The sequence below is a fragment of the Streptomyces sp. NPDC005496 genome (genome assembly GCF_042872045.1).
Lineage (GTDB): Bacteria > Actinomycetota > Actinomycetes > Streptomycetales > Streptomycetaceae > Streptomyces.
Genome location: NZ_JBIAJQ010000001.1, coordinates 830481 through 852305, shown reverse-complemented (window position 1 = coordinate 852305; position 21825 = coordinate 830481). Strand labels below are relative to the sequence as shown.

The window sequence follows — 21825 nt, the reverse complement described above, 5'->3', positions numbered from 1 at the left end:
GCACCGGCACCAGCGCCCGCGACCGGCGAGGTCGACCGGCCGGCCGTCCCGGCCACAGCATCGGCGCGGCACCGGGAAGGAGCCCCACTCCGGCGCCTTCCCGGTCCGCACCACGCCCCCAGCACCGGCCCCACACGAGTTCCCCGGGGGTTCCACAGCCCCGTCGGCACTCGTGTCAGCGCCGTGTCAGCGGACTGCGCGACAGTGGCGCACGACCGTCCGCGGCGTCGGACGGGACACCACCCATGTCCCCACCGCCCCGTCGGCGTCAGCGCGTCCGAGTCCGACCACGGAGAGAGCCGGTGCCCGTCATCCACCTGCCCGCCCCTCGCCCCTGGAGGCCGACGTGTCCCTCGCGGACCACACCGATGTCCTGGACTGGCCCTTCGCCCGCACCGAGGACGGAGACCCGCCGCCCATCCTGGCGGAACTGCGCAACGCGCCCCCCTGCGTGGTGCGCCTCCCGGCGGGAGCCGCCGAGTCCCGCCTGGCCTGGCTGGTGACCCGGTACGCCGACGTACGGCAGGCGCTGGGCGATCCCCGTCTCAGCGCCGACGAACGGCTGCCCGGCGCACCGGTGCGCATCCAGGTCCCGCCCGGCGGGAACCCGAGTTCCTTCCTGCGCCTTGACGACCCCGAACACGCCCGGCTCCGCCGCATGATCCAGACCGAGTTCACCGCGCGCCGGGTGAAGCGGCTGCGCGAACCGGTCCAGCGGCTGGTGGACGAGCTGCTGGACGAACTGGAGGCACTGCCCCAACCGGCCGACCTGCACGCGGTGTTCTCCCGCGCGCTGCCGACCCTCGTCATCGCACGGCTGCTGGGCGTCCCAGAGGCGGACTCCGCGTTCTTCGTGGAGAAGACCCGCGTCACCATCTCCCAGGAGGACCCGGCGGTCTCCCTGGCCGCCTTCGAGGAGATGTCCGAGTACCTCGCCAAACTGGCGCTGCGCAAGCTGGAGAGCCCCGGCGACGACCTGATCAGCCGCCTCGCCGTCAACCACCACGCGAAGGGCGACATCACCCTGGACGAGCTGGTCGGCATCGCCCGGCTGGTCCTGGTGGCCGGACACGAGACCACCACCAACCAGATCGCCCTGAACATCCTGGCGCTGCTGCGCGACGACGACCTGCGGGCGCGGGTGACCGCCGACGACGGCGCGCTCATACCGAACTTCATCGAGGAGTCGATGCGCTACTGGTCGATCTCCCAGGACGCGATGGTCCGGCTGGCGGTGGAGGACCTCGAACTCGGCGGTGTGGCCGTCTCCAAGGGCGACGCCGTCGTCATCTCCGTGCCCGCCGGCAACCACGACGAGTCGGTCTTCACCTGCCCGCACCGGATCGACCCGCACCGCGACACCAGCGGCCACCTGCAGTGGGGCTTCGGGCCCCACTACTGCCAGGGGGCCCCGCTGGCGCGGCTGGAGATGGAGCTGTCGCTGCGCTCCCTGCTGCGGCGCTTCCCGAACCTGCGGCTGGCGGCCGACCCGCGCACGGTCTTCCGCCGCGGCACCGTCTTCCACGGGGTGACACACCTTCCCGTGACCTGGTGACCGGCCACGGTACCGGCACCACCGGCCAACCACCCGAAATGATCGAGAAACGGAGTCGTCATGACTTCTGAGACAAGCACGGAAGTCGTCGCCGACGGGCGTGCGCAGACGCCCCCCGACGGCGCACCGGCCGCCGCCCCCTCGGCCGGTGCCCTCCTGGTGGTGCTCGTGGGCACGTTCATCACGGTGCTGGACTTCTTCATCGCCAACGTGGCGGTCCCCGCCATCAAGGCCGACCTGGGCGCCGGCGCCGCCCAGGCCCAGATGTTCGTCGTGGGCTACGGCGTCGCCTTCACCGCGGGACTGATCACCGGCGGCAGGCTCGGCGACCTCTTCGGCCGCCGGCGGATGTTCACGCTCGGCATGGTGCTGTTCATGCTGGCCTCGGCCGCGTGCAGCCTGGCACCCACGGCGACCGTCCTCATCGTCGCCCGCATCGCCCAAGGCGCCGCCGCCGCGCTGATGGTGCCGCAGGTGCTCGGCATCATCGGCACGGTGTACACCGGCGCCGCCCGCGACCGCGCCTTCAACGCCTACGGCCTGGTCATCGGAATCGCCGGCGTCTTCGGCCAGTTCATCGGCGGTGCCCTGATCACGGTCGACGTCGCGGGACTGAGCTGGCGGACCATCTTCCTGATCAACGTCCCGCTGTGCCTGGTCTCCCTGGCCTTCGTCGGCCGCACGATCCCGGAGTCGCGCGGTGAGGGCGGCACCCGGCTGGACCTCGTGGGCGCCCTGCTCGTCACGGCGTCCCTGGGCATCATCGTCTTCGCACTGCTGAAGGGCCAGGAGAGCGGCTGGCCGCTGTGGGTGTGGGAGGCGCTGGCCGGTGCGGCCGTCCTGCTGGCGGTGACCGTCTGGCACCTGCGCCGGCGGGCGGCGGCCGACCGGGGCCCGCTGATCGAACCCGCCCTGTTCAAGGGCCGGGTGTTCTCGGTGGGGCTGGCCGCGACGGTGGTCTACTTCCTCGCGATGGGCTCCTTCTTCTTCGTGCTGGCCCTTTACCTGCAGCTGGGCCGGGGCCTGTCGCCCCTGGAGTCCGGGTCCGTCTTCCTGGCCCTGGGCGCGGGCTACTTCGGCGCCTCGGTGGTGTCGTCGCGCAAGGCCGCCTCGGTCACCGCCCGGAGGGTGGCCGTCGGCCCGCTGACCCTCGCGATCGGCTACGCGGCGGCCGCCCTGACCGCCAACCGCCTCGACACGACGGGACACGTGCTGTGGCTGCTGCCCGCCCTCCTCGTCGCCGGGCTCGGCATGGGCCTGACGACCGGCCCGCTGACCAACCTGGTGCTGGGAGCGGCCGCGCCCGAGCACGCGGCCTCCGCCTCCGGGCTGCTGAACACCGCCCAGGAGGGCGGCGCGGCCGTCGGAGTGGCGATCGCCGGCGCGGTCTTCTTCCCCACCCTGGCCGACGGCGGCGGCTCGGCGGGCGCCTACCCGCACGCGTTCGCCGTCACGCTCGTCCCGCTCATCGCCCTGGGGCTCCTGGCCTCCGCCCTGGTGCTGGCGGCCCCGGGCCGCACCGCACGGCGCTGAGGTCCCCACCACCCAAGGAAGGAAGGCGTCATGCCGTACGTCACCACCCGGGACGGGACCCGGCTCCACTGCACCGACTGGGGCGAAGGACGTCCCGTGGTGCTGCTCAGCGCCGCCATGGCGGACTCGCGGATGTGGGAGTTCCAGGCGCCGTTCCTGGCCGGTCAGGGGCTGCGCTGCGTCACCTACGACCGGCGCGGCACCGGGCGCTCGGACGTCCCCTGGAGCGGCTACGACTACGACACCCTCGCCTCGGACCTCGCCGACCTGCTCGACCACCTCGACCTGCGGGACGTCCTGCTGGTCGGCTACGCGGCGGGCGGCGGTGAGGCCGTGCGCTACCTGTCCCGGTACGGCGCCGAGCGGGTGGGGAAGCTGGCGCTGGTCGCCTCGACCACGCCGTTCCTGCTGCGCGCCCCGGACAACCCGGACGGCCTGGAGATGTCGCTGTTCCACGAGATCGAGAAGGCCATCCGGACCGACCGGGCCGCCTGGCTGAGATCACTGACCTGGCCGTTCTTCGCCGGCCCCGAGGCGGATCCGGCGAGCACGCCGCTCTCGCCCCGACTGGCCGAGTGGCTGACGGACCTGGCCATGGACACCTCGCCGCGGGCCGCCACGGAGATCTACCGCACGTTGTTCACCACCGACCAGCGAGCGGAGGCGGCGGCCGTGCGGGTGCCCACCCTGGTCGTCCACGGCACCGCCGACCTCGGGGCGCCGTATCCGCTGTGCGGTCCCCGTACCGCGGAGCTCGTTCCCGGCAGCACCCTGCTGACCTACGAGGGCGCGGCCCACGGCCTGTTCGCCACCCACGCCGACCGTCTGAACGCGGACCTGCTGGCCTTCGCCAAGCAGTGACCGCGAGGGCGGGGCCTCCCGTGTCGCCGCCTGGCCCCGGCCGGGCGGCGGCCAGGCATTCCGCCCGGCCCGCGCCCCGCGCTCTCGCTCCCACCACGGCCACCTCGCACGCGTGTCTCACACGCCCACGGGCCCGGGCGCCGGAGCGGGGCTCCGGGCGCGGCGCCCCGCCCCGCCGAGTGTGCCCGCGGCGCCCGGTCCGGCGCACCGCGGGCGTCCGCGGCGGGCCGGGCGTGCCCCGGGCCCCGCGTCCCCATGCCCGGAGTGTCCCAGCCCCGCCCCCCTGTGCCCGTGCGCCTCGTCGGCGTCAGCCGCACGTCAGCGCCGTGACAGCGGTCGGCGGCAGAGTCGATGTCGTGGGTCCGGAGCCGCAGGCGCGGCCCCGGCCCCGGACCCGCCGGCGCCGTCCCACGAAGGAGTACGCCCGCATGGCAGATACAGCAGCCCCGGTCCCGACCCGGGCACTGGTCCTGGCCAACCCGGCCTCCGGCAGCCACAGCCCGGAACTGGTGGAACAGGTACGCCAGTTGTGCGACTCGTACCTGGAGCGCACCGAGGTGCACCCGACCACCGGACCGGGTGACGCCACCGTCGCGGTGCGCCAGGCCCTCGAACGGCACACCGGCGCCCCCGACCTGGTCGTCGTCATCGGCGGCGACGGCACCGTCCGGGAGGTCGTCCAGGGCCTGGTGCCCGCCTCCGGGCACGCCACGCTCGCGGTCGTGCCCGGCGGCACCGGCAACTCCGGCTACAAGATGCTGTGGGGCGACCGCCCCTGGACGGAGTCCCTCAAGGCGATCCTCACCGACTCCGGCATCGGTGGCAGCGCCCGCCCGCGCCGCCTGGACCTGGCCCGTCTCGCCGAAACCCGTCAGTACGTCTACCTGGGCGCCTGCTCCGGTGTGATCGCCGACGCCCTGATCACCGCCAGCGACCTGCCGCTGACCGGCCGCGAGCGGTACGCGCGCGCCTTCGCCGACACTGCCGCGGGCTACGCGCCGTACCCGGGCCGGGTCACCGTCGACGGGCGGGTCGTGCACGAGGGCCCGACCGTCCTCGCGAACGTCGGCGGCGGCCCCTACCGCGGCGGCCGGTTCAACGTCCTGCCCGACTCGCTGCTCGACGACGGCCTGCTCGACGTCTGCGTCATCGGCGACGGGATCGCCGCGGCCGACGTGCCGCGGCTGACCCTGACCGCCGCCCACATCGGCCACCCCGCCACGCGGTACGCGCGCGGCCGGACCATCACCGTGGAGCGCACCGACGGCCGCCGGCTGCCGCTGGAGCACGACGGCGAGTACCAGCACGGCATGGGCTCCACGGCCACCTTCGAGGTCCTCCCCGGCGCCCTCCCCGTGTGGGCGCCGGCACCGGACCGCCCCGAGACCCCCTGAGACCTCCAGAACCCCCGTCGTACCGCGCCCCTGGCGACGGCACGCCGGGTCACCCGCACCAACGGAAACGAGGAGAACACGCATGAGCGACCTGACCACCACCGTCGACCGCTACCTGGCCATCTGGAACGAGGCGGACGCCGACAAGCGCGCGGCGGCCATCGCCGAGCTGTTCACCGCCGACGCCCCGTACATCGACCCGCTCGCCGCCGTCGAGGGCCACGAGGGCTTCGGCGCGGTGGTGGCGGGCGCCCGCGAGCAGTTCAAGGGCCTGACCTTCGAACTGCACGGCACGGTCGACGCCCACCACGACCAGGCCCGGTTCCAGTGGGGCCTCGTCACCGAGCCCGGCACCGAGCCGATCGCGATCGGTTTCGACGTCCTGGTCGCCGACGAGGCGGGCCGCATCAAGGCCGTCTACGGCTTCCTGGACAAGGTCCCGGCCGCCTGAACCCCTCCCGCGGCGGCGGGTGCACCGGCCGACGGTGCTCCCGCCGCCGCGGCCACCCGCCCGGAGCGACCAACCGCCGGCCACGGCACGCCCCGGCCGGCGTACGCCAAGAGAGGTGCCTCGCGCCATGACGGCAGTACTCGGTGAGAGCGTGGCCAGGGCGCTGTGCGACGACTGGGGGAGCACGGCGCCCAGGCGTCCTCGCCGGCCCACCGACACCCCGCTGCGTGAACTGTCCCATTGGGCGGCGACGCTGCGCCCCGAGCACATCCCGTGCCGGGTGCTGAAGCTCGCCGCCAGTCAGGTGCTCTCGCAGGCCGCATCCATCAGGGCCGGGCTCCAGCACCCGCTGGGACGGCGGCTGGTGGCGGCCTTCGGCCACCCCATGCAGCGCGACCCGCGCACCGCCGCGGGCGTCTTCGCCGCCCTCGGGTCCTGGCTCAATCTCGACGACACCGCCTACGCCGGGCACCTGTCGAACTCCACCGTCGCGGTACCGCTCGCCTTCGCCTACACCCGCCGGCTCGACGGGCTGTCCCTGCTGACCGCCGTCGTCGCGGCCAACGAGTGCGCGGCCCGCATCACCGCCTCGGCCACCCTCGGCCCGCTGCGCGGCCAGAGCGCCGTGCACACGCACCTGGCGGGCGCGGTCGCCGGCCGGCTGCACTGCGACAGGGCCCCGGCCGCGCTCTTCGAAAACGCCTTCGGGCTGGCCTTCGCCATGCCGAACTGGCCCCTGATGCGCGCCTTCCTGGCCAGCGACGCCCGTCTGTTCAACACCTTCACCCCGGTGCGCACCGCCATGGACGCCTGCGACGCGGCGTACGCGGGGCTGCGCGGCGCTCCCGACATCGTCGAGCACGAGGACGGCTTCCTCGCCCGGTTCGCCACCGTGCCGCTGCCGCAGGCGGTGGCCAAGGGACTGGGCCGGCGCTGGCACACCGACACGCTTTCCTTCAAGATGCACCCCGGCGGGCCGGGCATCGACGCGGCCGTGGACTGCGCCGCCGAGATCCACCGGGAACTGGGCGGCCTGCGGCCCGAGGACGTGGCCGAGGTGGTCGTCGAGGCGTCCCTGTACACCCTCTTCGCCGGTGAGCGCGCCGCCCGGTACGTCAACGGTCCGGGCTCCCCGCTCGGCGCCCTGGTCCTCGACGTGCCCTACCCCGTCGCGACCACCCTGCTCACCGGCGAGTTCACCGTGGACGACTTCTCCTCCCCGCACCTGGACGACCCCGCCCGCTGGGCGCTGGCCCGGCGGGTGCGCCTGGAGCACGACACCGAGATGACGCGCGAACTGTTCCTGTCCGACGCCCCGTTCGGCGAGGCGGTACGTGAGGCGGGGGAGCGTGCCGTGCCGTGGCTGCGTGCCTTCGGTGGGGACGAGCTGGTCGACCTGCTGGGCCCGCTGAGCGCCGACGACCGGGACTTCTCCCGCGCTGCGAAGGCCACCGGTGCCCGGGTCACCGTCCGGCTGACCGACGGCCGTACGGTGTCGCGCACCCGGCTGATTCCGGTCGGTGCGGCGGGCCCGGAGACCCGGGTCCGGCACGCGGACCTGGTGCGGGAGAAATTCCTGTCGGTCGGCGGCCCCCACGAAGTGTCCGACAGTGTGGACCGGCTGCACCGCATGCGTCCGGGCGCCCTGCGCCGCTGGATAGAGGCCGCCTTCCTGGACTGAACCCTCCGGCCCGTCGCCGGACGGCGTGGCGGGGGCGGCGACCTGAGCGTTTCACCCGCTCCCGACGCGCCTTCCCGGCCCCACGGTCCTACCGCGCCGGCACCGTCAGCAGGGCGAAGGCGTCGAGGATTTCCTCGACCCGCTCCACGATGTCGGCCCGGTCGTTCTGCACCCAGGAGATGTGCTGGGCGCCGAACAGGGCGGAGACCAGGACCCTGGCCAGGGCCTCGGGCACCGCGCGCTCCGGCAGCCGGCCGGCGGCCCGGCACTCCTCGAGGAGTTCGACGATCAGTGACGTGAAACCGACGTACGGGACCGGCATCTCCGCCTTGATGAAAGGACGTTCGATCTGCAGGCGCGCCCCCGCCTTGACGTAGACGTCGTCGCGGAACCCGCCCGCGGTGCGCAGCAGCACGTCCACCACCGTCGAGGGCGAGGAGTGGTCGCCCTGGAGCGCGGGAGTGACGATCTCATTGAGCCTGCGGTAGAACTCCTCCGTCACGGCGACCGCGAGGGCCTCCTTGTTGGAGAAGTGGAAGTACACCGCGCCCTTGGTCATCTCCGCGCCGTCGGCGATGTCCTTGATGGTGACGGACGGGTAGCCGTACCGGGCGAAGACCGCCGCGGCCGCGTCGAGGATGGTGCGCCGGGTGCGGATGGCGCGCTCCTGCTTGAGGTGCGAGGTGTCGTCGACCGAGGTGCCGCCGGAGATGTGCGAGGTCTGTGTCGCGTCGCTGTGTTCGCTCATGACGTCCATTCGTGCCGTGCCGTCCGCTGCTTTCGGTGGCCCGTTCGTGGGCAGATCGGGCCGGGGACGTGCGGACGCTTCGCGGGTTTCGACCCTCTGACGAGCAGGGATGACCGATTATCCGCCGTGCTTTGCCCGAGCCTTGCAAGATACCTTCCCGAAGGTATATTAATTTTGTGCCGAACGGCGCCGCACGTCTGTTAGTTCGCATGGTCCTGGTTCTTCCAGTACGGGGGAGGCGAATCCCAGATGTCACTCGTGCTCAATCATCCCAGCATCCCTCAGGCGTCAGCAATGGCCCGCGCCTGTGATTACTTGACCTTTGCACGCCCCGTGACGCGTGAGCTGGTGCACCGCAGCTCCGTCGCGGAGGTGTTCGTCACCGACGGTGCCCGTGCCGGTGACCGCGAGTTCGTCGTCGCCGCCCAGTGGCCGCGCGATCACGCGCTCTACCACCCGGACGAGAACGGTCTGAGTGATCCCCTGCTGTTCGCGGAGACCTTGCGTCAGGGGATGGTCTACGTCGCCCACCGGCACCGCGGTGTACCGCTCGGCCGGCGCTTCATCGGCCGCGACCTCGACTTCGAGATCACCGACCCCGCCGCCCTGCGGGTCGAGGGCGTACCGCTCTCGGTGCTCCTGGTGGGCGAGTGGACCTGGGACGGCGACGACGCGCGGGGCAGGAGCGGGGCCCGGATGGACTTCCGGCTCGTCGTCGGCGGCCGCGAGTGCGGCTGGGGCAGCATCAGCATGCTGATGGTGGACGAACGGCGCTACCGCCTGCTGCGCCGGCTGGGCGGCGGCGCCACGGACGCGCCGGCCACCTCACCGGCGTGGACGGCCGCCTCCGGCGCGCCGCGCACGCCCCCGCACCGGGTGGGGCGGCTGCGCTGGCGGGACTGCGTCCTGGAAGAGGGCGAGAGGCCCGACGAGTGGCGGTTGCGCGTGGACCGCGACCACGCGGTGCTCTTCGATCACCCCACCGACCACATTCCGATGATGGTGATGCTGGAGGGCTTCCGCCAGCTCGGCCACCTCAAGGTGCACGAGGCGTGCGACGGCCCGTTCGCCGACCTGTCGTTCGCGCTGGCCCGGACCACGGTGCAGTGCCTGGCCTTCGGCGAGTTCGACCGGCCCACCCGGCTGGTGGTCGACGAGTGCGCGTCGGGCGCCCGGCCGCAGGAAACGTTTCAGCTGTCCGTCTCGGCGGTCCAGGGTGACACCGTACTGGCCCGCGCGCGGACCGCCTGGGCCTGCGTGGGCACCCGCCCGGCGGCGACCGTCCCGGCCTCCTGGTAGCGGCGGCCCACCGGCCCGGACCCGGGGCCGTACGGCCGTCGGGGCTCAGGCCGACGCGCGTGTCCCCATCGCGCGCGTCAGCACGCCCCACATCGCGGTGACGCTGGGCCCGGGCCGGTCCGGGCCCGCGCAGGCGCCGGTCCACAGCGCGGTGCAGAACGCCGCGACGATGAGATCGGCCAGGGCGTCGGCCGGCGGTGCCCCGTCCCAGCGCCGTCCCCGCTGCACCTCGCCCACGAGTTCGAGCGCGATGCCATGGGTGTCGCTCAGGAGAGGAGCCACCGTGTCGGCTGCCCGAGCCGCCTCCACCTCCAGCCGTAGGGCCGCCTGCGCCCTGCGGTCGGTCTCGAAGAGTCTGCCGAGTCCGAGCACCAGGGCCTCCAGCCGGCTCGTGGCCGGCTCGGGCGAGGTCCTGGCCCCGTCCAGCAGCGTCCGCACGCTCCGGGACAGATGTTCCGTCAGCGCGGCGGCCAGCTTCTCCTTGCTGGAGAAGTGCCCGTACAGGGCCCCCTTGGTCAACCCGATCCGGTCGGCGATGCGCTGCAGGTTCGCGTTCACGTAGCCGTAGCGTGCGAACTCGTACGCTGCGGCGTCGAGGACGCGATCGTGCGTCCGAAGGGCACGCGCCTGCTTGACCACGCTGATCACCTCCTTCACCCCGGCCTGGTGGTGAAGGACCGGCCGAGAAAGATTCGTTCCCGAACGAATTCTAGTCGTGGAGTAAAGGAGAGCGATAGGTGAACCGGCGTCAAATCTGCACAGGCCAGGGGGCACAGGGTGGCGCGCCGCGGGCGCGCGGGCAGCTGACGGGCGCCGTGGCCTCCGCCGCGGCACACGCGTCGGCGGCGGACGCCACCGGCAGGCTGTCACCGGAGACCGTCGCGCTGCTGACCCGCGCCGGCTTCGCCCGTCACTTCGTGCCCGGAGTCTGGCACGGCACCGAGGGAACCTTCAGCGACCTCCTCGCCGAGGTGGCGGCGATCGGCGAGGGATGCGCGTCCGCCGCGTGGTGCGCCGCCTTGTGGGCGACCCACGGCAGATACGCCGCCCACCTGCCCCTCGAGGGGCAGCTCGACCTGTGGGGCCGATCGCCCGATGTGCGGATCGCCGCCGGACTGCGGCCCTCCGGCTCGGCCGCCCGCTGCTCCGGAGGTTGGCTGCTCAGCGGCACCTGGGAGTGCGTCAGCGGGGTCGCGGACGCGGACTGGCTGCTGCTCGCGGCCCCGGAACCGGGGTTACCCGGCGGCCGGTGCCGGCTCTTCGCCGTCCCTGCCGCCGAGATCCAGGTACGGGAGACGTGGCGCAGCACCGGAATGCGCGGCACCGGCAGCCACACCGCGGTCCTCGACGGCCCGGTGGTGGTCCCCGACCACCGCACCTGCTCGCTGTCGGACGTGCTGGCGGGCTCTCCCGGGCCCGGACGGTCCCGCTGCCACACCGCCCCGGCACACCTGGGGACGGGACTGCTGCTGTGCGCGCCCGCCCTCGGGGCGGCCCGCCACGCCCTGCGGGAGTGGACCGCGTGGGCCGCGCGCAGGGGAGCCGTCCGACCCTTGGAGCGCGCCACGCTCCAGCTGACGCTGGCACAGTCGGCCGACGACATCGAGGCCGCCGAACTGCTGCTCGGGGACGCGGCGCTACGGGCCGACTCGGGCACCCGCGCCGAGCGGGACGTGGCCCGCAACCGCCGGGTCGCGGCGGCCGCCGCACAGCACCTGGTCACCGCCGTCGAGCGGCTGTTCCGCGCGGCCGGAACCCACGCATGCGGCGGCTCCGGGCCGCTCGAGCGCACCTGGCGCGACGTCCACGTGCTGGCCGCGCACCAGGCCGTGCGCCGGGACACCGCGGCGGCTTTCTACGCCGACTCGGTGTTCGCCGACTTCGAAGACCGTCCCGGGCAGGCGGCCGAACTGCCGGCGGCCTGCTCGGCGGCCGCGCCCCGGTTCATGGCGCACTCCGCGCCCGCGGAGGTGGTCGCCGGTGTCCACTGACACCCGCAGCGCGCGCGACCGGTCCCCGCTGCCCGCGACGCCGCCTCCCCGCCCCACGCCCTCCCGGCCCGCCGCCCGGGCACGCCCCGAGGGCCCCCGCCGGCTGGTGTTCTTCGACGTGGACGAGACGCTGATCGGCCGCAAGAGCGGCCCGGACTTCCTCCGCGACCACTTCGCGCGGACGCACGGCGCGGACGGAGTGCGCCGGGCCGCCGAACTGCTCGGCACACTGGCCGGTCTGCCCCGCGCAGAGGCCAACCGCCGTTTCCACCGGGCCTTCCGGGGCTGCGCGGCCGCGGAGGCGGAGGCCGCGGCCCGCCGGTGGTACCAGGAGCACAGCCGGGCCGACGGCTTCTATCTCCCCACCACACTGGCCGCGCTGCGCCGGCACCGGGCCGAGGGCGCGTCCGTCGCCCTGGTCTCCGGCACCTTCCCGCCGCTGCTCGCCGTCATCGCCGAGGCGGTCGGGGCGCAGTTCGTCCTCGGCGCGAGACTCGAACGCTGCGGACCGCTGCTCACCGGTGAACTGATCGGCCCACCGGCCATCGGCGAGGGCAAGCGCACCCTGGTGCGCCGGCTCCTCGCCCGCCACCCCGACATCGACCCGGCCGACTGCTGGGCCTACGGCGACCATCCCTCCGACCTGCCCATGCTGGGCTGCGTGGGGCACGCGGTGATGGTCGCCCCGGACGGGACCCACACCACCGTGCCACCGCACGCCGCCGGGACCGACGGAGGCGGGTGACCGCGGCGGACCGCCGGCCGGGGTCTCAGGGGCCTGGCCGCGGGGATCGGGGCGGTGCGGCGCGGGGCGGTGCCGGCGCCGCCCCTTGAGGTGATCGGGCCGGGACACGTACGGAAGTCGACGGAGATCACCGTGACCCGCCCGGGACCTGGGTTTCCGTAGCGTGTTCAAGCCCGCCGCTTTCCGAGGACGCATCACGGAGCCGGTGGGGCAGGGCGCCTGAGCGGGGGCGTTGAGAGCCGTGTCGGGCGGTCCTCGGTGCTTGACCTTGTAGTTGCCATAACGCTGAAGATGAAGCCATGTTGTCGATCGGTGATTTCAGCGAGATGTGCAATCTGCCGCCGCAGACGCTGCGGTACTACCACTCCGAGGGGCTGCTCGTCCCGGCCGACGTCGATGAGCGGACCGGCTACCGCTCGTACACGTTCCAGCAGGTCGAACAGGCCATGCTGATCACCGTCCTGCGCGGCACGGGGATGAGCGTGAAGCTCGTACGTCGTGCCCTCGACGAGCCGGAGGCGGCCCTCGACCTGCTGCGGCAGCACGCGGGAGAGGTACGGCGGCAGCGGGAGGCTCAGGATGAGGCGATCGACGACGCGCGGGAGTTCTTCACCTCGCCTCCCGAGGTGAGCCTGCGCCGGGTGGAGCAGATGACCGTGGTGTCCAGGCCCGTGCCGGGCCCGTCGGACGGGGGAGACGGGTTCGACTGGGACGCGGCCGACGTCGCTGTCGCCGAAACCGTTGAGGGCCTGATCAAGGCGGTCGAGGCGTGCGGAGCCGTGGTGTCGGGGCGGCCGTGGCGGACCTTGGCCGCCGAGACCCCGGAGCAGAAGAGCCGGGCCCTCGCCGGTGAGGGGCCGCACTGGCTGGTGAAGCTCCCCGTCACGGCGGACGGGGGAGCGCAGGCGTCCCTGCCGGGCGATGCCGAGGTGCAGACCTTCGAGGCCCGGGACGAGCTGGCGATCTTCATCCCGGGCAAGAGCTCCATGGCCAAGTACGCGACCGCGCTCTCACGTCTGTTCACCCACCCTCTCGAAGCCGCCTACGTCGATGTCTCCCGTATGCGCCAGGTGCTGCACGACGACGGTGTCGAGACCGCCGCCGCGATCCGCCGACTCGGCGAACCGGGCACGCCCGAATGAGCTGAGAGCGGTCGCGGTCGCGTCACGCCGGTGCGCCGCCCTGTCGTGGCTATCCCGCGAATACACCCTGCTTCTCCAGCGCCCTGCGCAGTGCCCGCACGGCGTAGAAGGCGCGGCTCTTCACGGTGCCGGGCGGGACACCGAGGTGTTCGGCCGCCTGGGCCACGCTGCATTCCAGGGAGTACATGAGGCGGATGACGGTCCGCTGCTGCTCGTTCAGTTCGCGCAGGGCCTTCAGCACCGCATGGGAGGTGATCGTGGCCTCCGTGCTGTCCCATGACGCGTCCAGGTCCTCGACCGGCATGAGTTCCAACGGCCGGTTCCGCCGGGCCCGGTGGTGGTCGATGACGAGGTTCCTCGCCACGGTGAACAGCCACGGCCGGATGTGGTCGCCGCGGGTGCCCAGGAACCGGCCGTGCTTCCAGGCGCGGGCCGCGGTCTCCTGGAGGATGTCCTCCGCCTTGTGCCAGTCGCCGTCCAGCAGCCGTGTGGCGTACCGGACGAGCAGCGGCCCGTACCGGTCGTAGACATCCCGTATGAAGGCATCGCTGTCGGCGGCGTCCGATGCGACGTGCTGGGTGTGTACCTGGGGCGGAGCGGGAGTGGTGGTCCCCGCTTCCATGATCCCGTTCATGGGTGGTGCCCGTTCCTGTCAAGTGTCCTGTGGCCTGCTCGCCCGCATGCGCGGTCGAGTGGCTCAACACTCGCGGGGGCCCCTTGGCCGAACCTTGTCGTCTTCTTGTCGTCTCCCGCGGCGACTCCTGTCGACCGCCTGTGCCTGGGCCGCTGTCGGTGCGACACGGGGTGAACCGCTGCCTTGTTGCGGGCGTTGACAACACAGGGACGCACCTGCGGGGTTCTCGGCGCACGGGCCGACCACCGACGTGGCGCCGGAACGAAAGGAACGTACGTGACCTGGACGGCCCCGGTCGGAGTCCTAGCTCGCAGTTCCCTCGTGCGGAACCGGGAGGCGATGGCTTCCGGCCGCCCTCTCCGGCACCGCGGGCGTGGGGTCCGCGTCCATGTCCAGGGCGGTGAGCCGGTCGCGGACCTGCTGGGCGCTGTGGCGCATGGCCCGTTCGTCGGCGTTTTCGAGCGCCTTGACCCAGTCCGCCCGTGCGCCTTCGCGGTCGCCCTGGGCCAGCCGCGTGTCCCCGAGCCGCATGAGTGTGCCGATGGCGTTCCTGTGGTCGCCCAGTTCCTCGAACGCCCGCGTCGCCCGCTGGTAGGTGGCCACCGATTCCTCGTGGCGGCCGAGTTCGCGGAGGATGTGGCCCACGATGTCCCATCCCTGTGCCAGCTGCCACGGCGCGTCCAGCCGCTGCAACAGGGCGATGCCCTCCTCGCTGAGCCGAAGGCTTTTCTCCAGCTGCCCCAAGTTGGCGTGGAACCAAGCGAGTTCGAGGAGGCACTCGGCCAGCCACAACTCCTCACCGGTCTTCCGGGACAGCTCCAGTCCCCGCTCGGAGAACGCCACGGCCTCCGGGATCCGGCCGAACAGGAACAGCGCGCACGCCATGACGTAGTGGGCGCGCGCCTGTTCGCCGGTCGCGTCGAGCTGCTCGAAGATCGTGGTGGCGTGCCGCAGGTGCCGCAGGGCCTCGTCCTGGTGGCCGAGATAGCCGTGGATGCTGCCGAGATGGCGCAGGCAGAGCCCTTCTTCGAGTCGGTCGCCCTGGCGCCGGGCCACTTCGAGGGCGGGGGTCAGCGCGGCGATGGCTTCGGGCCAGAACTCCTGGCGTTGGAGATGTTCCTTGAACGACCAGGCCAGCCCGGTGGTGTGGTGGTCGAGCCCCTGGCTCACGGCGGAGTGGAGCAAGCCGTGCAGTACCCGGTGCTCGGCGATGAACCACCCGGTCGCCTGCTTGGCGTCGGTGAACCTCTCCGGGGTGACGCCCGGGCCCGGCTCCCCGAGATCGAGATCAACCGTCGTGTCCTGCTTGAGCAGTTGGTTGGCCTCGTAGGCGGTGAACAGGTAGTGGTCCAGGACCCGCAGGGTGGCGTGGTGGCGTTCCTGGGCGGTGTCGTGGAGCTGGGCGAGTTCGCCGGCGTAGCAGCGGAGGAGGTCGTGCAGGCTGTAGCGGCCCGGCAGTGGCTGCTCAAGGAGGCAGGAACTGATCAGGGCGGCGAGTGCGCGGCGGGTCCGCGCGAGGGGGAGGCCGACGAGCCCGGCGGCGGCGGGAGCCGTGATGTGGGGGCCTGGGTGCAGGGCGAGGAGGCGGAAGAGCCGGGCCGCGTGCTCGTCCAGGGAGCGGTAGGACCAGGAGAAGACGGTGCGTACGTCGGTGGTGGTGTCGAAGCCGGTGAACGCGTCGAGGTCGCCGTGGGTCTGCTGCAGGTCGTCGACCATGGCGTGCAGGGGGAAGGACGGGTCGAGTTCGGCGCGGGCGGCGACCACGGCCATGGCCAGGGGGAGTCGTCCGCACAGGCGGATGATCTCGGTGGTGGCGGCGGGCTCTGCGGCCAACCGCTCGCGTCCCAGGCGGCGTTCGAGGGCTTGGTGGGCCTCGGCCTCCGAGGGCAGCGGCAGGGTGAGGGGTTTGGCGCCGTCGGTGGCGATCAGGCCGGGAAGCTGGTTGCGGCTCGTGATCAGGGTGAGGCAGCCCGCGCCCGCGGGGAGCAGGGGGCGCACTTGCTGCTCGTCGCGTGCGTTGTCCAGGACCAGGAGGATCCGCCGGTCGGCGAGGAGGCTGCGGAAGAGCGTGCCGCGGCCCGGGGTGTCCTCCGGGATGCGCTGCGCGGGGACGCCGAGGGCGGTGAGGAAGCCGTGCAGAACGGTGCCGGGATCGACGGCGGGTGCGTGGGGGTGGAAGCCGCAGAGGTTGGCGAAAAGCTGTCCGTCGGGGAAGGCCGAGGCGATGCGGTGGGCGTGGTGGACGGCGAAGGTGGTCTTGCCGACACCGGGAGCACCGCTGATGACGACGACGGACGCAGCCGTCGGTCCGGGCCGGTCGGGCGCACCGCTCACGGCCGACAGCCACGCACCTTCGGCGTCCCGTCCCGCGAACACCGGCAGGGCGCCAGGCAGTTGAGCCGGACGTACCAGGGACGACGGCTTGGTTCCGCTCTTCGCGGCCGGGTCGCGACGCGCGCCGGACCGGTCGGCCGCGTCAGCCGTTTCGTTGGTCCGACGCGCGTCGGACCAGCCGTCCGCGTCGGCCCCTTCCTCGGCGGCCGGGAAGGTGGACGCGGCTGTCCCGGCCTCCTCCGGCCCTCCGGACATGGCGGGCCCGATCGGATCGCGGCCGTGCCCGGTACCCCCGCCGGTCACGGATCCGTTCAGCCCACCGGCCGAGTGGAGGGGAGGCAGGTCGTGGTGGAGGATGCCCTGGTGCAGGGCGCGCAGGGGCGGGCCCGGTTCGAGGCCGAGTTCGTCGGCGAGGTGCCGACGCAGTTCCGTGTAGCGCTGAAGCGCCTCGGGGTGCCGGCCGGCGAGGTACAGGGCACGCAGCAGCAGAGCCCAGCCGGTTTCCCGCAGGGGATGCTCGGCGGTCAACTCCTGTGCCGCGTCCAGGGCTTCGGTGATCCTTCCCTGTATGAGCAGGGCGGTGGCGCGGATCTCGCGTGCGGTCTGCCGCAGTTCTTCCAGGCGTGCCGTCTCATGGGCGGCGAACAGGTGGTGCGCCGCGTCGGCGAACGCGGTGCCACGCCACAACTCCAGGGCCTTCCCGGCCTCTTGGACGACGTCTTCGGGCCGGTCCTGGTCCATGAACAGGCGGGCCTGGGCGACGGATCGCTCGAAACGTACGGTGTCACGGCTCTCGGGCGGCACGCGCAGCGCGTAGCCCAGAGGCTCGGTGACCAGTACGTCGAAGGTGCCCTCGCGGCGCAGGTGCTGGGGTTCCAGGACCGCGCGCAGCTTGCTGACGTGCGCGTGCAGGGAGTTCATAGCGCCGCCCGGGATCCGGCCGGGCTGCTGCGGCCAGAGTTCCTCGCACAAGGTCTGGGGCGCGACCGCACGGCCGTCCGCGAGCAGCAGGCGGATCAGCAGCAGTCGCTGCCTGCGCCGACCCGGATCGAGCACCGTGCCCGCTCGCCGTACCACCAGCGGACCCAGCAGGCCGAAGTCGAGCCCCTGCCCCACAGCTGTCATCGCATCCACCCGGAATCCCGCTCGACCGCGCCACCATCAGGGGCACACCCATGACCGTGGTCCGCGGACGTGTGCGCGCCCCACGGTGTCCGGAGCGGCGAGGACCCCGTCGTCCGCTGCCCGCATACCGGACAAGACATTAGCAAGAGCCCATCCGGGCGATGACGCCGTAGGCGGCACGGTGCAGCTCGGCCGGGGGCCGTCCAGCTGCGACGCGGGGTGAACCGGCGTGCGGTCCACGCCGTTGTGTGACCGAACGGTCGTCGTCACGAGTGGGGAAAAGTCTCGGTCACCGTCGAAGGAACGAGCACCGCCCGGTTCGAACCGGTCCGAGCGGCGCTGGCAGCGCACCTGGAGTCCGGCGAGGAGCTGGGGGCGTCGATCGCCGTCGACGTCGACGGAGTCATGGAGGTCGATCTGTGGGGAGGGCACACCGACGCGGCTCGGACCGTCCCGTGGCGCCAGGACACCTTGGTCAGCATGTGGTCGACCACCAAGACCCTCAGCAGTCTGGCGGCCCTCGTCCTCGTCGACCGGGGCGCACTGGATCTTCACCGCCCGGTCGCGCACTACTGGCCCGAATTCGCCGCCCAGGGCAAGCAGGACATCGAGGTACGCCATGTCCTGGCCCACACCTCGGGGCTCTCCGGCTGGCAGCAGCCCTTCGCCATCGACGACCTCTACGACTGGCCGACCGCGAGCGCCCGGCTGGCCGCGCAGGCGCCCTGGTGGGAGCCGGGCAGTGCCTCGGGCTATCACGTGCAGACGCAGGGGCAGCTGATAGGAGAGCTCGTCCGGCGGGTCAGTGGCCGGACCCTGACCGAGTTCGTCGACACCGAGATCGCCCAGCCGGCCCAGGCCGACGTCCAGATCGGCGCGCGGAAGGCCGACTGGCCACGTATCGCCGAACTGGTGGCACCGTCGCAGGTCTCCGGGATACCCGCAGGCCTGGATCCCGAGGGGATCTTCACCAGGACGCTGCTCGGCAGCCCCGCCCGGGACGAGCACGTCGACACCCCGCAGTGGCGCCGTGCCGAACTCGGAGCCGTCAACGGACACGGCAACGCACGGGGTATGGCCCGCGCCCTCTCCGTGATCTCACGGCGCGGCCAGGTGAACGGCCGCCGGCTCCTCTCCGCGGACACGGTGGACCAGGCCCTCGACGTGCAGGCCGACGGAGTCGACCTGTTCCTGGGCGTTCCCGTGCGCTGGGGCCTCGGCTTCGCGCTCGCCGACGCGCGGACGATGCCGCACATGCCCACCGGGAGGATCTGCTTCTGGGTCGGCCGGGGCGGATCGATCGTCATGATGGACCTCGACCGGCGCGTCACGTTCTCGTACACGATGAACCGGCTGGGCGACGGAATCCTCGGCTCGGAGCGCACCCATGACTACATGCGGCAGGTCTACGAAGTCCTGGACTCCACGGACCGAGCACCTGCCGAGGACTGAGCACCGGCCGAACGCGGACTGAGCAGGGAACAGCGCCGCTTTCGGGGTGAACCGAGCCGGTCCTGCCGTCGTAGGACAAGACGCAGGGCACTTCACCCCGGCAGTCGGGGGCGGTGGTGCTCCAGGCCCAGGTGTGTCGTGGCCGGGCAGTCGCTCTCCTCGCCGCCGCGACGCGTCGCCCACCTCCTCCGGACCGCGCCGACCACTCGGCGCGGACCGAACACACGCCAACTCAGTTGCTGACAAAGGAAATCGGTGCTTCGTCCCTCGAACGCACCGCCCCGTTTCGCCGGGCCCGGTCAGGGCCGACGGCCAAGGAAAAAAGGACGTTCACGCATGCGCACCACTCTTCTCAGCCGCAGATCCGCCCTGCTCGGTGTCACAACCGCCGTAGGACTGTCCGTGGCCGCCGTCACCCTGCCCGGTACGGCCGGTGCGGCGCCCCTCCACCCGGAACGGCCGACGATCGTGCTGGAGCACGGGGCGTTCGCCGACGCCGCGAGCTGGGACGGCGTCGTCACGCGGTTGCAGCGTGCGGGCTACCCCGTGGTGGCCGCCGCCAACCCGTTGCGCGGTCCGGCGACCGATGCCGCCTACCTGCGCAGCGTCGTCGACCACATCGACGGGCCCGTGGTCCTGGTCGGCCATTCCTACGGCGGTACCGTCATCAGCCAGGCCGCCGCGGGACTGGAGGGCAAGGTGAAGGCGCTGGTCTACATCGCCGCGTTCCTGCCCGACGTCGGCGAGAGCTCGCTCGGGCTGACGAACGAGTTCCCGGGCAGCACCCTCGGCGAGGCGATCGAGTCCGTCAACTACACGTTGCCCGACGGCGGTCAGGGCGCCGACGTCTACATCAAGGCGGACAAGTTCCGCGGCCAGTTCGCCGCGGACGTGCCTGCGGACAAGGCCAGGCTCATGGCGGCCGGACAGCGTCCGATCGCCGCCGCCGCGCTGGAGGAGAAGTCGACGAAGGCCGCCTGGAAGACGATCCCCTCCTGGTCCCTGGTGACCACGGAGGACCTCAACATCCCTGTGGCCGCCCAGCGTTACATGTCGGCCCGCGCCGGAGCCCGCACCACGGTCATCGACGCGTCGCACGCGGTGTCGGTGTCCCGCCCCGACGCCGTGGCCCGCATCGTGGAGCGCGCGGCCCGCACGGTCCGCTGAACGACGGGACCGCCCCACCGCGGCCTCGGAGAACTCCGAAGCGTACGAACCTACCCGGGCACTTCACCACCCAACGCACTCCCCGCACACGGGAGTTCACATCCACCGCACTTCCCACCGAAAGGCAATAGCACCATGGCGTTCATCACCGTCGGCCAGGAGAACTCGACCGGCATCGAGCTGTACTACGAGGACCACGGCACCGGGCAGCCGGTCGTGCTGATCCACGGCTACCCGCTCGACGGCCACTCCTGGGAGAAGCAGTCCGCCGCCCTGCTGTCGGCCGGCTACCGCGTGATCACGTACGACCGTCGCGGTTTCGGCCGCTCCAGCCAGCCCACCACCGGCTACGACTACGACACCTTCGCCGCCGACCTGAACACGGTCCTCGAAACCCTCGACCTCCACGACGTCGTCCTGGTCGGCTTCTCCATGGGAACCGGTGAGGTCGGCCGTTACCTGGGCACCTACGGCTCCGCCCGCATAGCCAAGGCCGCCTTCCTCGCCTCCCTGGAACCCTTCCTGCTCAAGACCGACGACAACCCCGGCGGTGTCGACGGCGCCGTCTTCAAGGGCATCGAAGGGGCCGTCACAGCCGATCGCTACGCCTACTTCACCGCGTTCTACGAGGACTTCTACAACCTCGACGAGAACCTCGGCACCCGCATCAGCGAGGAGGCCGTCCGCAACAGCTGGAACGTCGCCGCCGGAGCCTCCGCGTACGCCTCCCTGGCCTGCGTGGCGACCTGGTCCACCGACTTCCGCGCCGACCTGCCCAAGATCGACGTCCCGGCGCTGATCCTGCACGGCACCGCCGACCGTATCCTGCCCATCGAGGCCACCGGCGCCCTCTTCAGCCAGGCGCTCCCGCAGGCCGACTACGTCGTCATCGAGGGCGCTCCCCACGGCCTGCTGTGGACCCACGCCCAGGAAGTCACCGAGGCTCTCCTCGCCTTCCTGGCCAAGTGACCAACGTCCGACGATCTTCCCAGGGGGAGCGGGCGCGCGCCCCGTTACGCGGGAGAGGCCCGGGCGGGACCAGGTCGGCCGAGTGCGCGGCAAGCACGGTGATCGTGCGTGCCGCACGGTACCGGGGTCCGTGAGCGGCACGGCGGAGTGCGCCGGTGCCGCGATCGAGGCCGTTTCCTGAGGGCCGTCCGGGCTTCGGGGTCTCAACCACCGTCCGTGCGTGGCCAGGTGATGGTAGAAGAGACAGGCGATCGATGCGGGGGCAGCGACTCCGGTGACGTGGCCCACCCGGACGGACTTGGGGGAATTCATGACCTTCGCGCAAGAACGGCCCGAACCGCACGCGACGGCGGGCGAGCGGACCACCGCGATGCAGACGAACAGCATTCCGGCCGACGGCGGCGGAGGTGGTGGCGAGGGTGACCTGGTGGTCAACCGGGACGATCTCGGCGCGATCGGCAGCGACGCCTACGCCCTGCTGGGCCGGCTGACGAAAGAGGGCGACATCGCGCGTTCCTCCACGTTCGATGCGGCGACGGCGCTGACCAGCGGGAACTTCGCGAGCGGTGCGGCCGTGCTGAAAGTGCACGACTTCTGGCAGACCCACCTGAAGACGCTGCTGGACGCCTGCGCGCAGATCTCGAACCACCTGGATTACAGCAAGGCCCAGCACGCGAAGGACGACGCGAAGATCGAGGGGGACCTCACGCGGATCTCCGTGCTCACGGAATACTTGAAGTAGGG

At 72.3% G+C, this 21825-nt stretch carries 18 protein-coding genes; 14 read left to right on the top strand and 4 right to left on the bottom strand.

The features are described from left to right. The first annotated feature begins 346 nt into the window (after nucleotides 1-346). The 6 genes from ACFYQQ_RS03845 (at nucleotide 347) to ACFYQQ_RS03820 (ending at nucleotide 7475) form a co-directional block, all read left to right on the top strand. Nucleotides 347-1555 carry a cytochrome P450 gene (locus tag ACFYQQ_RS03845; RefSeq protein ID WP_355784222.1) on the top strand — a complete coding sequence of 403 codons (1209 nt, stop codon included), beginning with the start codon at nucleotides 347-349 and terminating at the stop codon, nucleotides 1553-1555. Between the two features lie 60 nt (nucleotides 1556-1615). After that, a complete protein-coding gene (locus ACFYQQ_RS03840; protein WP_355784219.1) occupies nucleotides 1616-3088 on the top strand; it encodes an MFS transporter in 1473 nt (490 codons plus the stop codon). Nucleotides 3089-3118: 30 nt separating this feature from the next. After that, nucleotides 3119-3949: an alpha/beta hydrolase gene (locus ACFYQQ_RS03835; RefSeq protein ID WP_355784216.1), complete on the top strand. Its 831-nt coding sequence runs from the start codon at nucleotides 3119-3121 to the stop codon at nucleotides 3947-3949. 428 nt (nucleotides 3950-4377) lie between these two features. Next, on the top strand, nucleotides 4378-5343 hold the full coding sequence (locus ACFYQQ_RS03830) for a diacylglycerol kinase family protein (protein WP_355795052.1): 966 nt from the start codon (nucleotides 4378-4380) through the stop codon (nucleotides 5341-5343). Nucleotides 5344-5425: 82 nt separating this feature from the next. Then, a complete protein-coding gene (locus ACFYQQ_RS03825) occupies nucleotides 5426-5794 on the top strand; it encodes a nuclear transport factor 2 family protein (protein WP_355795051.1) in 369 nt (122 codons plus the stop codon). Nucleotides 5795-5921: 127 nt separating this feature from the next. After that, nucleotides 5922-7475, top strand: a complete 1554-nt coding sequence (locus tag ACFYQQ_RS03820; protein WP_356172930.1) for an MmgE/PrpD family protein — start codon at nucleotides 5922-5924, stop codon at nucleotides 7473-7475. An 88-nt stretch (nucleotides 7476-7563) separates the two neighbouring features. On the opposite strand, the gene ACFYQQ_RS03815 is transcribed toward ACFYQQ_RS03820, so the two are convergent. After that, on the bottom strand, nucleotides 7564-8223 hold the full coding sequence (locus ACFYQQ_RS03815; RefSeq protein ID WP_355793254.1) for a ScbR family autoregulator-binding transcription factor: 660 nt from the start codon (nucleotides 8221-8223) through the stop codon (nucleotides 7564-7566). A 333-nt stretch (nucleotides 8224-8556) separates the two neighbouring features. Here ACFYQQ_RS03815 and ACFYQQ_RS03810 point away from each other — a divergent pair, with 333 nt between their 5' ends. After that, nucleotides 8557-9522 carry a ScbA/BarX family gamma-butyrolactone biosynthesis protein gene (locus ACFYQQ_RS03810; RefSeq protein ID WP_356242025.1) on the top strand — a complete coding sequence of 322 codons (966 nt, stop codon included), beginning with the start codon at nucleotides 8557-8559 and terminating at the stop codon, nucleotides 9520-9522. 45 nt (nucleotides 9523-9567) lie between these two features. On the opposite strand, the gene ACFYQQ_RS03805 is transcribed toward ACFYQQ_RS03810, so the two are convergent. After that, nucleotides 9568-10179, bottom strand: coding sequence for a TetR/AcrR family transcriptional regulator (locus ACFYQQ_RS03805; RefSeq protein ID WP_356172937.1), 612 nt, complete (start codon nucleotides 10177-10179; stop codon nucleotides 9568-9570). An 80-nt stretch (nucleotides 10180-10259) separates the two neighbouring features. On the opposite strand from ACFYQQ_RS03805, the gene ACFYQQ_RS03800 reads away from it, so the two are divergent. The 3 genes from ACFYQQ_RS03800 (at nucleotide 10260) to ACFYQQ_RS03790 (ending at nucleotide 13400) form a co-directional block, all read left to right on the top strand. After that, nucleotides 10260-11513 (top strand): acyl-CoA dehydrogenase family protein, encoded by a 1254-nt coding sequence (locus tag ACFYQQ_RS03800; RefSeq protein ID WP_356172940.1) that lies wholly within the window; start codon nucleotides 10260-10262, stop codon nucleotides 11511-11513. After that, nucleotides 11503-12258: an HAD-IB family hydrolase gene (locus ACFYQQ_RS03795; RefSeq protein ID WP_355781576.1), complete on the top strand. Its 756-nt coding sequence runs from the start codon at nucleotides 11503-11505 to the stop codon at nucleotides 12256-12258. The genes ACFYQQ_RS03800 and ACFYQQ_RS03795 overlap by 11 nt, the downstream gene beginning before the upstream one ends. 299 nt (nucleotides 12259-12557) lie before the next feature. Continuing rightward, nucleotides 12558-13400 carry a MerR family transcriptional regulator gene (locus tag ACFYQQ_RS03790; protein ID WP_355781573.1) on the top strand — a complete coding sequence of 281 codons (843 nt, stop codon included), beginning with the start codon at nucleotides 12558-12560 and terminating at the stop codon, nucleotides 13398-13400. 49 nt (nucleotides 13401-13449) lie between these two features. On the opposite strand, the gene ACFYQQ_RS03785 is transcribed toward ACFYQQ_RS03790, so the two are convergent. Together ACFYQQ_RS03785 and ACFYQQ_RS03780 are read right to left on the bottom strand one after the other, a co-directional pair. After that, on the bottom strand, nucleotides 13450-14034 hold the full coding sequence (locus ACFYQQ_RS03785; RefSeq protein ID WP_355781570.1) for a sigma-70 family RNA polymerase sigma factor: 585 nt from the start codon (nucleotides 14032-14034) through the stop codon (nucleotides 13450-13452). A 303-nt stretch (nucleotides 14035-14337) separates the two neighbouring features. Then, a complete protein-coding gene (locus tag ACFYQQ_RS03780) occupies nucleotides 14338-17493 on the bottom strand; it encodes a BTAD domain-containing putative transcriptional regulator (RefSeq protein WP_355781567.1) in 3156 nt (1051 codons plus the stop codon). A gap of 339 nt (nucleotides 17494-17832) precedes the next feature. On the opposite strand from ACFYQQ_RS03780, the gene ACFYQQ_RS03775 reads away from it, so the two are divergent. The 4 genes from ACFYQQ_RS03775 (at nucleotide 17833) to ACFYQQ_RS03760 (ending at nucleotide 21823) form a co-directional block, all read left to right on the top strand. Beyond that, nucleotides 17833-18945 (top strand): serine hydrolase domain-containing protein, encoded by a 1113-nt coding sequence (locus ACFYQQ_RS03775; RefSeq protein WP_355781579.1) that lies wholly within the window; start codon nucleotides 17833-17835, stop codon nucleotides 18943-18945. Nucleotides 18946-19281: 336 nt separating this feature from the next. Continuing rightward, nucleotides 19282-20112 carry an alpha/beta hydrolase gene (locus ACFYQQ_RS03770; protein WP_355781564.1) on the top strand — a complete coding sequence of 277 codons (831 nt, stop codon included), beginning with the start codon at nucleotides 19282-19284 and terminating at the stop codon, nucleotides 20110-20112. Between the two features lie 135 nt (nucleotides 20113-20247). After that, a complete protein-coding gene (locus ACFYQQ_RS03765) occupies nucleotides 20248-21081 on the top strand; it encodes an alpha/beta hydrolase (protein ID WP_355781561.1) in 834 nt (277 codons plus the stop codon). A 310-nt stretch (nucleotides 21082-21391) separates the two neighbouring features. Next, entirely contained in the window at nucleotides 21392-21823 is a 432-nt protein-coding gene (locus ACFYQQ_RS03760) for a hypothetical protein (RefSeq protein ID WP_355781558.1), read from the top strand. The last annotated feature ends 2 nt before the right edge of the window (nucleotides 21824-21825 follow it).

Coding starts and splice junctions, on each gene's coding strand:
- ACFYQQ_RS03780 (WP_355781567.1), bottom strand. CDS start 17,493: ATGACAGCTGTGGGGCAGGGGCTCGACTTCGGCCTGCTGGGTCCGCTG.
- ACFYQQ_RS03770 (WP_355781564.1), top strand. CDS start 19,282: ATGCGCACCACTCTTCTCAGCCGCAGATCCGCCCTGCTCGGTGTCACA.
- ACFYQQ_RS03825 (WP_355795051.1), top strand. CDS start 5,426: ATGAGCGACCTGACCACCACCGTCGACCGCTACCTGGCCATCTGGAAC.
- ACFYQQ_RS03830 (WP_355795052.1), top strand. CDS start 4,378: ATGGCAGATACAGCAGCCCCGGTCCCGACCCGGGCACTGGTCCTGGCC.
- ACFYQQ_RS03835 (WP_355784216.1), top strand. CDS start 3,119: ATGCCGTACGTCACCACCCGGGACGGGACCCGGCTCCACTGCACCGAC.
- ACFYQQ_RS03820 (WP_356172930.1), top strand. CDS start 5,922: ATGACGGCAGTACTCGGTGAGAGCGTGGCCAGGGCGCTGTGCGACGAC.
- ACFYQQ_RS03790 (WP_355781573.1), top strand. CDS start 12,558: ATGTTGTCGATCGGTGATTTCAGCGAGATGTGCAATCTGCCGCCGCAG.
- ACFYQQ_RS03785 (WP_355781570.1), bottom strand. CDS start 14,034: ATGAACGGGATCATGGAAGCGGGGACCACCACTCCCGCTCCGCCCCAG.
- ACFYQQ_RS03815 (WP_355793254.1), bottom strand. CDS start 8,223: ATGAGCGAACACAGCGACGCGACACAGACCTCGCACATCTCCGGCGGC.
- ACFYQQ_RS03765 (WP_355781561.1), top strand. CDS start 20,248: ATGGCGTTCATCACCGTCGGCCAGGAGAACTCGACCGGCATCGAGCTG.
- ACFYQQ_RS03760 (WP_355781558.1), top strand. CDS start 21,392: ATGACCTTCGCGCAAGAACGGCCCGAACCGCACGCGACGGCGGGCGAG.
- ACFYQQ_RS03840 (WP_355784219.1), top strand. CDS start 1,616: ATGACTTCTGAGACAAGCACGGAAGTCGTCGCCGACGGGCGTGCGCAG.